This is a genomic window from Kosakonia quasisacchari (genome assembly GCF_004331415.1).
In the GTDB taxonomy this organism is placed as follows: Bacteria; Pseudomonadota; Gammaproteobacteria; order Enterobacterales; family Enterobacteriaceae; genus Kosakonia; species Kosakonia quasisacchari.
On record NZ_SJOP01000002.1, the window covers coordinates 187,067 to 199,324 of the forward strand.

Below are 12,258 nucleotides of genomic sequence, written 5' to 3' on the forward strand. Positions count from 1 at the left end.
GACGCCTGATTTTGCAGGCGCGGAGAGAACATATGACTAACACGTACAAGCGGCAAGGGATTATAGCTAACCTGATGAAGGGATTACCATTCCTGGAAGCAGCTTCGCAAAACTTTTGTTTTTTAGTGAAAGAATGAAAAGCACGTGCGAGCCATATCGCGGGACGTCGTTCCTGCCGCGATAAAGGATTTTTATAAGCAGCGATATTACAGCGGCGGGGTTGTGTCCCCGCTGAAATCGGCGAGCCGGAGCACCGACGACAAGGTCTGGGCGCCAGGGATGGTGACCAGAGGCGAAACGAGACAGGACGTCGAGTCGAGCCGGCCGAAGTCGGAGATGCGGGAGGTGAGCGCAGTGCGAAGCACCGATTTCCCGCGGGGCCGCGGGGATTGAAAAGGGGGGCGCGGCAAGCTCCCCTTTTCCCGTTCACATGCGGTGATGTTCAGGTGTCTGCCGAATGTCTGGTGAACGGAACAATTCCACAATGCCAATGAGTGGAACAATTCCTCAGAGGCAAACATTCCACAATGCCAAACCATTCCACCAAACACCGTCGAAATCTCCATCTCCCTCAATGCTGAACATTTTCCGATGAAAGCCCTATTTTCACCTGCGGACGAAAAAAATCCTCATGCAGCGCCACCTGATTACGCCCGCGCTTTTTCGCGTGATACAGCGCCGCATCGGCTGTGCAATACAGCGTTTCGAAATCGCTGTCTTTATGCCCCAGGCTGACGCCAAAACTGGCGGTCACCCGTTGCTGGGGTAATACCTCAAGCGGTGAGGCGTTCAGCGAAGAGTGAATATAACTGGCCGTGATCATCGCCTCTTCAACACGCGCTTTTGGCAGCACAATGGTGAATTCCTCACCGCCGACGCGACCAATCGCCGCGCTTTGCGGTACCGCACGGCGAATACGCGCCACCAATGCGCAAATCACGCGGTCGCCCATTGGGTGACCATATTCATCATTAATGCGTTTGAAATGATCAATATCGAGTAGGATCAGCGCCACATGGCCTGTCGTCAGACCCTGGTTAATGTGATTAATGATCGCGCTGCGGTTAAACACTGCAGTCAGCGGGTCGTGCGTCGCCTCATATTCAAGGCGTGCCGCCAGTTGTTGCAACTGCTCATTCATACGGTTCAGTTCGCGCTCTGCGCGGTCACTGCGCGAAATCAGACGATACGATTCACGAATTAAGCGCTGGTAGTTTTTCGCCAGCGCCCACAATTTTTCACGGCAGGCATCCGCCGTTAGCCTGTCGTCGGCAGCGGCCAGACGAGCAGCTTCGAGGACGGAATAGTCCTCCTTGAATAGCTCATTGATATCTAGCATGCGTGAATGTCCGGGATCAGAAAAACGGTCAGCGACGGGAAATCAATGCGCAGCTCCTGGCCAAATTCCTCAGAAATATCGTCTTCCGCGTCATAGTACCAGTGCAGCTCACACGCAGCGCCGTCTCTGGCGTAATCATTCAGGCTTTCGAACAGCGTAAATAACAGCTTGGTGCTGGAGCTGTTGAAGTAGCTCAGTGCGACATGTAACTGGAGCGGCGCGTCCGTCTGTTGGCCACTCTGCAACCACCCTTCCAGCGCATCCATCAGCGGGCGGAAAAACGCGGCGGCATTTTCCGGGTAGGCTTCGCCTTTCAGTATCAGGCGCTGGACGGCAAAATCAAACTTCACCTCCGGCGTTGCGGCGGTGGCGGGCAATTCAATAGTCGGCGTCAGTGTCATATCAGTCATGGCAGAACGTTGCCTTTAAGTGAAAGGCGGACAGAGAACTCGCCGCCAGAGGGTGAATGCGATATTCCAGCGGTAAGCTGGTATCCCGCGCCATGGTCAACAAACCGATGTTTGCGCCTTTACTGGTCGCCGGGGCTTCACTGCGCAGCCCCTGTTTCCAGGCATCGCGGATTTCCGCCTGCGACATACCGCGCAAGACATCGAGATTTGTCTGCAATAACGTGGAAGCTTCAGGCCCCACAAGATTTGCGGTTTCGAGGTAATAGTGGGTTTGATCCATATGAAAGCAGACCGAACCGAAGCGCAGCTCTTGCTGTTCCGTCGATAAATACCGGTCGTCTGAGGAGTAGCGCACAATGTTTTGTCCCATCTCGATAAAAGCCGAGAATAGCTTTCTGCGCGTTACCGCTGAGGATTCGTGTTTATCCAGCCATGTACGAATGACTTCGCCCAGCGAAACAATATGCTGCTGGGAAAAATAGCCCGTATAAAAGAGCTCAACAGCGTTCTGTCGTTGCAGCGTGAAAAGGGGTAACAGAACGGCTTCTTTGACCTGCAGGTCGTTTATTTGCATGTTGTTCACCAGCGAAAACCAAACCATGTCATGTCATCGCGCGACGCTTGCTGCCCCTGCCAGGCTTTCAACGCCGCGAGCAGGGCGTCAGAAAGCGCAGGCATCGGCAGCGTGCGGTTCTGCGCTAACAGTGACTGAATACGTTTTTTGCCAAACATGACATTGCGCGGGCCGCCTGGTTGGTCGGTCGCGCCATCAGAAACAATTAAAAACGTGTCGCCGCGGCGCAATGGTGCCTGATAGCGCTGCCACTGGTAGTCCACCGGCGTGTCGGTGTAGCCGATGCCTTTGCGGCAACTCGCAAGCATCGCTGTATTGTCCGTTTCCGCGCTGAGCACAAAAGCGTGCATACGGGCGCTCGCCCAACTGACCTGCTCATTTTGCGTATCGACAAACAGAACAATGGCGTCACATCCATCGTTGGACTGGCTGCGATCGGCAGAAGGATGCACCTGGCTGAGCGTCTGTTTGATATGTTGGTTAATCAGGCTGAGCAGTTGCTCCGGCGCGTTCGCAGGTGCGAGGCTGAGCGCTTTTTCCAGCGCCGAGGAGAAAATAAACGTCATAAACGCGCCGGGAACGCCGTGCCCGGTGCAGTCTGCCAGCACCATCAGCCAGCCATTTTCCACGCGCTGAAAAGCATAGATATCGCCGCCAACACAGTCGCGTGGGTGCCAGTGCAGGCACCAATCTTCAAGTGTTTTTTCAATGGTGTTGCGCGAGCGGCTCAGCATTGACTCCTGAATAATGCGCGCGTATTCAAGGCTTTGCATAATTTGCAGATGCTGTTTGGCCTGTAAATCAGATACTGTGCGGATAAGGTCAATGCCCAGGCCAATACCGATGTATTGCCCCTGTTGGGTGAGAATAAACCCTTCGGTGACGGCTTTATCGCCGGTTTCAATCACCCGCTCGGACAGGTATTCGAGACCGGAATCGGCATCGACAATCAACGGGTTTTTATCCATAAACGCGATGCAGCTTTTCTGATCATACAGTTCATGGAAAAACGGACGGCTCATCTGCGACAGAAAAATATGCCGGTTAATCATGCCAATAGGGCGGTTATTTTCCAGCACTGGCAGGCCAATCAATGCTTTATGTTCATTGAACAACGACATGACCTGTACGTTATTGGTATCCGGCGTCACGTGCGGGACGGTAAGGCGCAAGATACCAGCGTTAAGCTGTCGCGAAGAGAGCGGTATATCCATGGTTCAAACAGCATCTCAATATAAGAATAATCTTAGGTTAAAGCGGGTTTGTGACGGTTTGATTTCAATTAAGTAAGCCGATGAATAACGGGAGATTATTGCTACCTAAGTGAAACCATAGCCATATCTGCGGCGGTGAGTGAGGTGCGGTAAAAAAAAGCCCGCACTTGTCAGGCGGGCAAATAATACTGGAAGCAATGTGAGCAATGTCGTACCGAATACCTGAGTGATTTGCTCAACTATTCGGTAATGCGAAAGATAATCTTTATCATCTTTGCGGTCAACCCCAAATTTTGTGCGACTTCACTGGCTTAATTCTCGGGTTTTAAAAATTCGCGCCAGCTCACATCTCAATATAAATACCTTCCTGATGCTGATAAGCACGGCATGAAGGCTCGCTGGCAAATACCTTGCGTTTCCTTTCCCTTGCCGATATTGCCGATTAAACAGTGATCCCTGTTAATGCTTTTGTCAGGTTTTGTCAGTACTATCCTCTGCGGGTAAAAACAGACAACGAGTAAGCGATGACCCTCTTCTGGTGTGTAGTACCAATATTGTTGCTGTTCTTTGGAAAAGCGTGGAGTTCGGCGAAAATTCGCGAGTATTACAGTCGCTCGCAACGTGCCCTGGAAGCGACCGTAGCCAGCGAGATGGATAATCAGCAGCCTTCCTGGATAAACGATGCCGCTCAGCGTGCGCAATTTACCGCCTCGCTGTGCGAACTGTGCCTGAAAAAAGAGGTGCCAGACTGGTTTCTGGAGAGCATTGCCGGTAACGAAGAGGGAATGGCGTTTCTGACTCGGCACGCCGCGCTGATGGAAACCTTTGGCGCGCCATTTTGCGACCAGGTGCAGGCTGCCGCTGAGCTGGTCGACAGTGCATGGCAACGTTCAAAATTACGCGGTTACTGATAGATAGGACCATACCGCCCTTATCAATAACGGTGCTCGCCTTGCATTATTAGGGCAGTTGGCTGTCATCTTTTGCTGGGCGTCGGCAAAGTTAGCGCTTCAACACCGCTGGCCGGTAGATCAATCGTTTCATCATTTCGTCGAAAACTTGCCCCGCCTGGCATTCCCGCTTTTCACGCTGAATGTCCGCATATCTGGCGTTTTTCACTTTTTTAATACTCCACTTTTCCACAACAGCGAAATGAAACGATAGTGCTTGCCTGACATTAAAGAATGCGTATAGTTCTCATTCTCTTTAGTGTTTGTGGGTGCAGCAAGGAAATTTCCCGCAATAACAGTGAGCGTGAAGGCTGACAGGGAACACTAAAAAGCCGTGACGAGCTGCGCCGGGCCGTATCTGCTCTCATCGTAAGATCGCGCACATGATGCGTGGCATGGGCGCTCGTCTGCCTTGATGACATTAACGGTAAAGGATCCCCCATGAAGATGAAAACCTCCGTGCTGGCTCTGCTGGCGGCGATGGCGCTTGCCGGTTGCAGCGCACATCACACCAGCAGTGCGCAGCCTGCGGCACAAGTACAAAAAACTGCGGCGACGCCGTTGCCTGCGAACGTGGTGAAACGCTCTCTTGCCAGCGGACTGTATGAAATGGCGCTCAGCCCGCAGGGTGATGCGCTGTATGTTTCCAGCGCGGAAGGCTTTAAAGATGTGCAGGGCGGGGTGATTTACAAACTGGATCCGAAGACGCTAAAAACCCTCGGCGCGACCCATACCGATCTGAAAAACTTTGGCATGGCTATCTCCCCGGATGGCAAAACCGTGTATGTCACTAATTCGCTGGACGGCGGTGTGAGCGCCATCGACACCCGCAACGGTAAAGTGCTTTCCCGCACGCTGTTCCCGGAACGCAACGAGAAAGGCCTGCCCTACGGTGCGCGTGAAATTGTGCTGCATAACGGCAATTTGTATATCGGCGCCGTTGCCGATCCGGCGCTGGTGTGGGTGGTGGACGCGAAAACCCTGAAGGTCAAAGCGCGTATCAAAAACGCGGGCAAATGGGTGACTGGCCTGCACTTCTCGGCGCAGACGCAACGTTTGTACGTGGCGAATGGCGGCGGTGAAATTCTGGTGGTCAACCCGCGCAATAACCGTATCGAGCAACGCTGGAAACCGTTGGGGGACAAACCGGCGCTGCTGTTGAATATCGCTGAAGATGAGGCCACCGGCCGCCTGCTGGTAACGGACAATTCAAAAGCCAAAACCACGCTGGTGCTGGATATCCACAGCGGCAAAATAGTGAAACAGATTGAGGGCGATGCGCTGGCGGTGAAATTCAATGCCAAACGTCATGAAATCTATATTACCCAGCGTGAGTCCGGCAACGTGCTGAGCCTCGATGCAACCAGCTATGCCGTAAAACAGCGCTGGGATCTGCCGCCACATCCGAACAGCCTGCTGCTTTCTGCCGATGGTCAGACGCTGTTTGTCACCGTTAAACAGGCGTTTAACAAAGATCACTCCACTAACGGCCCGGATAGTGTCGTCAGGATCGATCTGAACAAGTAATGATACTGGCCTGGAAACGGGCCATTTCCTTTTTATTTCAATAGTTAATAATGATGAATAATCGCAGAAAACATTCGATACCTTTGCGCAAAACGTTGCTTGCGCTGGCCATTGGCGCGGCTGCGCATACCACACAGGCAGCAACGGCTGACGCCAGCATAAAATCAACTCACGAAGACACCATTGTCGTGCAGTCCACAACGCACAGTGATTTCAAGCCCGGTGGCAGCGAACTGGTTCCCGCGTTTCTTGACGGACAAGTGGCGCACGGCGGCCGCCTTGGCGTGCTCGGCGAGCAAAAAGCGATGGATGTGCCGTTTAACGTCATCGGTTACACCTCGAAGCTGGTACAGGATCAACAGGCGAAAACCATCGCCGATGTGGTCAGTAACGATGCGGGCGTGCAGGTCGGACAGGGTTACGGCAACTTCGCCGAAACGTACCGTATTCGCGGCTTTCAGCTTGATGGCGATGATATGTTGATGGGCGGTCTGGCGGGCATTGTGCCGCGACAGATTGTCGATACCCAGATGCTGGAGCGCGTGGAGATTTTTAAAGGTTCGAACGCGCTGATGAACGGTTCTGCGGGTTCGGGTGTTGGCGGGATGATTAACCTCGAACCGAAACACGCCGACGACACGCCGCTCACCCGCGTGGGTGTCGATTACACCACCCGCTCACAAGTCGGCGGTTCGCTGGATGTGGGGCGTCGGTACGGCGATAACAATCAGTTCGGCGTGCGTATGAATCTGCTGCACCGCGAAGGTGATGCCGCAGTCAAAGATGACCATCGCCGCACGACGGCGGCATCGATTGGTCTGGATTATCGTGGCGAGCGCTTGCGCACGTCGCTGGATCTCGGTTACCAGAACAAAACAGTTCACGGCGGCGAAATGGGCGTCAATATCAGCGCCGTCGACTTTATTCCAGCGCTGCCGGATACCCGTAAAAACTACAGCCAGCGCTGGGCGCACAGCGATATCGAGAACGAATTTGGCCTGGCGCGCGCCGAATACGATCTGACCGATGACTGGACAGCTTATGGTGCGTTCGGTGGCCAACATGCCCATGAAGACGGCACGTACGGCGCGCCTAAACTGTTCAATCAAAACGGTGACGCCACCTTTAGCCGCATGGATACAGTGCGTATTTCCGACTCCTGGAGCGGCATGGCCGGACTGCGCGGTAACTTCGATACCGGTTTTATTTCCCATAAAGTGAACGTCGGTTATTCGGCGAACATCAAGCGTGACCGCGTTGCCTGGACCCAGTCCGATCAAAAAAATCTGCCGGTGGTGAACATTTATGATCCCTCGGCGATCCCGCTGCCGGACAATTTAACCCATAGCGGCAACTACAGTGACCCGCTGACAACCGCGCGCTACCGCTCGCAGGGTTATACCCTGAGCGACACGCTCGGCGTATTCGAGGATCGGCTGCTGTTTACCGTGGGCGCGCGTCACCAGAAATTGTGGGTGCGCAACTACAGCAATGCCACCGGTGCGGAAACCACCACGGCGCGTTATACCCAGGATCGCTGGATGCCGACGTACGGCGTGGTCTATAAGCCGTGGGATGTCGTCTCTTTCTACGCCAACCATACCGAAGCGCTACAACCGGGCGGCGTGGCACCGAAGACGGCGGAAAACCGCTATCAAAGCGTGGGCATTGCGCATTCTAAACAGAACGAAATCGGCGTGAAAACGGACTTTGGTCGCATTGGCGGTACGCTGGCGCTGTTTGAAATCAAAAAGCCGACCGGCATTCTTAACAGCACGACTAATGTTTACGGGCTGGACGGTGAGCAGCGTAACCGTGGCGTGGAGTTGAATCTGTTTGGTGAGCCGGTGCTCGGCCTGCGCCTGAACGGCAGCGCGACCTGGCTGGATGCGGAGCTGACGAAAACCAAAGATGGCATCAATCAGGGCAACCGACCAATTGGTGTGGCGAAATTCTACGGGGTGATGGGTGCCGAGTATGACATCAAACCGGTCGATGGCCTGACCGCCACGGCACGTGTGAACTATACCGGCTCGCAATATGTAAACACCACCAATACCCGCAAACTCGACAGTTACACCACGCTGGATCTCGGCTTACGCTACCGTATGCAGCTGAATGCGGAGAAAAACGAGATGGTCTGGCGCGTGGGCGTGGATAACGTCACCAATGAGAAATACTGGGCCAGCGTTGAAGACAACGGCACCTATATTTACCAGGGCGACCCGCGCACCGTGAAAGTCTCAATGAGCTACGACTTCTGATCGTTGTTTTATCCGGCGGGCATGATGCCCGCCTGTTGCAGGCTATTCAACACTTCCCGCATTCCCCGGCTCACCACTTTGTCCTGACGCATCACCAGCGCTAACTGGCGCTGGAGCGGCGGTTGCACCGATTGTACGCGCAAACCCTGGCGGTCTTCTTCAGCCTGAACCGCCACGCCGGGCACGATGCTGTAACCCAACCCGGCGCGCACCATGCGTTTTATCGCTTCAATACTGCCCAGCTCCATTACCGGCGCGAGGGCGACGCCGCCTGCGCTAAACCACTGTTCAATGAGCAGGCGAGTGCTGCTGCCGGATTCGAAAACAATCAGCGGCAGGGGCGCAAGCGACGCAGGTGTCGGTAATGAAACATCGTCAGCGCCCAGAGCTGCGATCGCCACGAATTCTTCGGTAAATAACGGTGAAATCGCCAGATTACGCCCGTTGGCGGGCAGCGTTACAAGGCCGATATCGATACGGTTTTCTTCTACCGCGCGCACAATATCGCTGGTGTTGCCAGTGCGCACCCCGACTGACAGTCGCGGGAAATCGAGGTGCAACCTTTGCAACAGCGGCGGCAACAGGTGAATGCAGGTCGTCGCCCCGGTGCCAATCGTTACGCTGCCGCTGACAGCGTGCTGATGCTGCGCCACTGACTGCACCGCGGCGCTGACGGCATTTTCGATCTCTGCGCAATGCGCCAGAAAGGTTTCCCCCGCGGCGGTAGCGCGTAGACCGCGCCCGGAACGTTCAATCAGTCGAACGTGCAATGCCTGTTCAAGCTGGCGGATTTGCAGGCTGACTGCGGGTTGCGAAATGCCTAACACTTCTGCGGCGACGGTAAAACTTCCCCGGGCGAGCACCAGCTTAAACGTCGCTAACTGGTCAAAGCTGAAGCGTGGCATGGCAAAGTTTTCCTTATAACGGTGATAAGCGCAGCCCAGTGCCGCTCTGGCGGTGTTACCGGTAGCCTATAGATATCAGCAAACGGGGAACAGTTTATGGAAATTATTGACGCGCAAGAACACCATCTTAGCGCGATTGTGCAGATTTATGCTTATCACGTGATGCAGGGTAACGCCACGTTCGAAACCGAAGCGCCAGACGTGGATGAAATGCGCACACGGCTGGCGAAAACCCGCCGCAATGGCTTGCCGTGGTATGTCGCTGTGCATGAAGGGCAGGTCCGGGGATACTGTTATTTATCGCGCTACCGCGAGCGGCGGGCGTATCAGTACACGCTGGAAGATTCCATCTACGTTGATGACAGCTTCCGCCAGCAAGGCGCAGGCAAAGCACTACTCGCCCACGCGGTGGCCTGGGCAGAGCAAAATGGCTACCGCCAGCTCATCGCCAACGTCGGCAACAGCGAAAATGTAGGTTCATTACGCCTGCACAGCCGTGCCGGTTTTGTGATGATCGGCACGCTGAAAAGCGTCGGCATGAAACACGGGCGCTGGCTGGATACGGTACTGATGCAGCGCCCGTTGGGGGAAGGTGATGTAACGCTCCCCTAGCCTGGGTAATGGAGTAGCCTACGCAAAGTGGGCTATTTCAGGCGATTTGCAGCAATAGCATATACAGTGTTGCGTTCTCGTTTTCCGACAGAGACAACGAATACCACAACCCGGCCATCGTTCACCTGGTAGACAAGACGATAACCTGAAGCACGCCGTTTGATTTTGTATCAATCAGGTAAGTGGCTGAGTCTGTTTGCTTCAATCCTCGGCGCTTTAAGCACCTGAGCCATTTTCTTCTTAAACTGCTCGCGAACAGAGCTGCCCAGCTTTCGCCACTCTTTCAACGCGCGTTCATCGAAATCCAGTTGATAAACCATACAACCTCCTTGTTTGCCAAAAGCAGCCTTTCCCTGGCCGCCTTCATGTATCAGCGTTTCATCACAAATCGTCAAGTGTCACACGAACCGGTTTCGGATCACGCAAACGCTCACGCACGATTTCGATCAGTTGCCGATCTTCATCATTAAGCAGTGTGCGGTGAAAGGGTAGCTTGCCGTTCTCGGCGACATATTCGAGCGTCTGTCGTAAGAGCTCGGAAGGTGTTACGCCAAGCTTTTCCAGAGCGGCAAAGGAACGCGCTTTTAAATCGTCATCAATACGAACATTTAAATTGCCCATGCAATTACCTCTGTCATTACGTTTGTGATGACATGATGGCAAGGTTAAGACACTGATGCAACTGCTGTCAGGCAGATCAGGACAATTCTTCTGCCGTCACAATGCGCTCAAACGCGTTCAGTTCCGCCATCTTGCCGTGATACCACTGTTCGCAAAACGCGGTGCCTAAATGGTCTGCCAGGTAAGCGCATTGGCGGAATTCCTCCAGCGCGGGCTGCTGGAACAACGGCAGAGCGGGCGAGGCGTGGGTGAAGTTTGCCAGCGCGTCATCATCAATACGTTCCAGGCCGTATAACATGCCAGTCAGTAACGTCGCCATCACCAGATAGGGGTTGGCGTCTGCACCGGCGAGACGATACTCGATCCGCCGGTTGTGGGCATCAGAGCAGGGAATGCGCAGTGCGGCGTTGCGTTTGTTGTAACCCCAGGAGTGAAAAAGCGGTTCGTCCAGATTCTTACGCAACCGTCTAAACCCATTCACGCCCGGCGCCATGATTGCCAGCGACGCGGGCATCAGTTCCAGCATGCCGGCAAGAGAGAGTCGCAGCATCTCATTGGGTACCTCCACCGGGCTGGCAAACACATTTTCATCATTTACACCATTAAGGCTGACGTGAAAATGCAGACCATTACCGGCCAGTTCCGAGAATGGCTTTGCCAAAAAATTGGCTTGATAGCCAAACTTCTCAGCCACGGTGCTGGTGAGTTTGCGCAGTGCCAGCACCTGCTCGCAAATCTCCACCACGTTGTGTGAATGGCACATATTCAGCTCAAACTGCCCGGCCTCGGCTTCACTCACGATCCCGGATAAGGGAAGACGCTGCGCTGCCGCCATGCTTTCCAGCTCCTCAATAAAATCAGAGTAGGTGGACGGCACGGCCAGATGGAAACAGCCCTGCGGGCGGTGTTGCTGCGCAGCGGGGCCAACAAGGTAGAACTCCATTTCCGCCGCCACCACCGGGTAGAGGCCATGTTGATGAAACTGACGCAGCACATTTTGCAATATGACTCTCGGCTCCAGCGGCCAGGGCATATTATCGCTGTCGAGCATGGTTAATAATAATTGCGCGTTATGGCGTGGATCGTGCGCGCTCGGGCGTAGCGTGCCGGAAACGGGTAAACATAAATTATCGGGCTCTTCGTTAATAAGCCTGTCCGGTGAAGAGGTGATTATTTTCCCTTCGCGGTTCATGGCGTAAACAGATTGCGGGAAATAACAGCCCGTGCTGAGAGAAAATACGTTCTCGACGGCCACTCTTTTTCCCCGGAATGTGCCATGCGTATCGTTAAGATAAATGTCGACATGTTTCGTTTGCGGGTATTTGTTCAGATACTCTTTGATTTCGTAAGGGAATCTCTGCTGAAGCTGGCTGATTTCCTGATCCACCATTTGCGCAGAGCGCGAATTTAACGGTGTTGGAAATGTTGTGGCGGTAAAAAAAGTACGGATATTTTTCAGCAGCGAAATAGTCATCGGCGAGTTCATGTTTTTTCTTTCTGTCAGGCCTTTTGGCGGTGAACTCAGCATAAAAGAGCGCTTTTTATTTTGATATAAACGCCGCGTAAAAAGGAAATACGCGGCGATAAAAATAATATAAAAATGGCGCGTTCAATGCGCAGACGGCATTTTTAGCAGCGGTGAGGGCACGTTGTCCGCGAAATGCATTTTTACCCAGTCGAGCGATTTGCGCTGGCCTGGAAACGTGAGCAATTTGTGGGCTTCAGCAAAGCAGAACCAGCGGTATTCGTTGTGCTCATGGTTTCACGTAAATGGCCTTTTTCCTGATTTTTCACAACAACCAGGCAGCAGATCGGTTACACTCGCGGCACAGAAAAGCCACA

At 53.8% G+C, this 12,258-nt stretch carries 11 protein-coding genes and 1 pseudogene; 4 read left to right on the top strand and 8 right to left on the bottom strand.

Annotated elements, in window-relative coordinates; translation table 11 throughout:
* Positions 1-571: 571 nt before the first annotated feature.
* Genes E0L21_RS03030 through E0L21_RS03045 form a run of 4 tightly spaced genes read right to left on the bottom strand, consistent with a single transcriptional unit; the run spans position 572 to position 3,537 of the window.
* Positions 572-1,339: a GGDEF domain-containing protein gene (locus E0L21_RS03030; protein WP_131406652.1), complete on the bottom strand. Its 768-nt coding sequence runs from the start codon at positions 1,337-1,339 to the stop codon at positions 572-574.
* Positions 1,333-1,749 (bottom strand): DUF1987 domain-containing protein, encoded by a 417-nt coding sequence (locus E0L21_RS03035; RefSeq protein ID WP_131406654.1) that lies wholly within the window; start codon positions 1,747-1,749, stop codon positions 1,333-1,335. The genes E0L21_RS03030 and E0L21_RS03035 overlap by 7 nt, the downstream gene beginning before the upstream one ends.
* Positions 1,742-2,323, bottom strand: a complete 582-nt coding sequence (locus E0L21_RS03040; protein ID WP_407928647.1) for a SiaB family protein kinase — start codon at positions 2,321-2,323, stop codon at positions 1,742-1,744. The genes E0L21_RS03035 and E0L21_RS03040 overlap by 8 nt, the downstream gene beginning before the upstream one ends.
* 5 nt (positions 2,324-2,328) lie before the next feature.
* A complete protein-coding gene (locus E0L21_RS03045; protein ID WP_131406658.1) occupies positions 2,329-3,537 on the bottom strand; it encodes a SpoIIE family protein phosphatase in 1,209 nt (402 codons plus the stop codon).
* Positions 3,538-4,061: 524 nt separating this feature from the next.
* Here E0L21_RS03045 and E0L21_RS03050 point away from each other — a divergent pair.
* The 3 genes from E0L21_RS03050 to E0L21_RS03060 all read left to right on the top strand — a co-directional run bounded on the left by E0L21_RS03050 (position 4,062) and on the right by E0L21_RS03060 (position 8,278).
* Positions 4,062-4,448, top strand: coding sequence for a hypothetical protein (locus E0L21_RS03050; RefSeq protein ID WP_131406661.1), 387 nt, complete (start codon positions 4,062-4,064; stop codon positions 4,446-4,448).
* A 480-nt stretch (positions 4,449-4,928) separates the two neighbouring features.
* Positions 4,929-6,014 (top strand): YncE family protein, encoded by a 1,086-nt coding sequence (locus tag E0L21_RS03055; protein WP_131406663.1) that lies wholly within the window; start codon positions 4,929-4,931, stop codon positions 6,012-6,014.
* Between the two features lie 50 nt (positions 6,015-6,064).
* Complete coding sequence (locus E0L21_RS03060; protein WP_131406665.1) at positions 6,065-8,278, top strand: TonB-dependent receptor; 2,214 nt, start codon at positions 6,065-6,067, stop codon at positions 8,276-8,278.
* An 8-nt stretch (positions 8,279-8,286) separates the two neighbouring features.
* Here the strand turns inward: E0L21_RS03060 and E0L21_RS03065 are convergent, their stop codons facing one another.
* Positions 8,287-9,183, bottom strand: coding sequence for a LysR family transcriptional regulator (locus tag E0L21_RS03065; protein ID WP_131406667.1), 897 nt, complete (start codon positions 9,181-9,183; stop codon positions 8,287-8,289).
* A 96-nt stretch (positions 9,184-9,279) separates the two neighbouring features.
* Between E0L21_RS03065 and E0L21_RS03070 the strand changes: the two genes are divergently transcribed.
* Positions 9,280-9,795, top strand: a complete 516-nt coding sequence (locus E0L21_RS03070) for a GNAT family N-acetyltransferase (protein WP_131406669.1) — start codon at positions 9,280-9,282, stop codon at positions 9,793-9,795.
* A gap of 32 nt (positions 9,796-9,827) precedes the next feature.
* On the opposite strand, the pseudogene E0L21_RS03075 reads toward E0L21_RS03070, so the two are convergent.
* The 3 genes and pseudogenes from E0L21_RS03075 to E0L21_RS03085 all read right to left on the bottom strand — a co-directional run bounded on the left by E0L21_RS03075 (position 9,828) and on the right by E0L21_RS03085 (position 11,902).
* A pseudogene (locus E0L21_RS03075) lies at positions 9,828-10,115 on the bottom strand (type II toxin-antitoxin system RelE family toxin).
* Between the two features lie 61 nt (positions 10,116-10,176).
* Complete coding sequence (locus tag E0L21_RS03080) at positions 10,177-10,416, bottom strand: type II toxin-antitoxin system RelB/DinJ family antitoxin (RefSeq protein WP_017458693.1); 240 nt, start codon at positions 10,414-10,416, stop codon at positions 10,177-10,179.
* A gap of 76 nt (positions 10,417-10,492) precedes the next feature.
* Positions 10,493-11,902, bottom strand: coding sequence for a glutamine synthetase family protein (locus E0L21_RS03085; protein ID WP_131406671.1), 1,410 nt, complete (start codon positions 11,900-11,902; stop codon positions 10,493-10,495).
* Between the last annotated feature and the right edge of the window lie 356 nt (positions 11,903-12,258).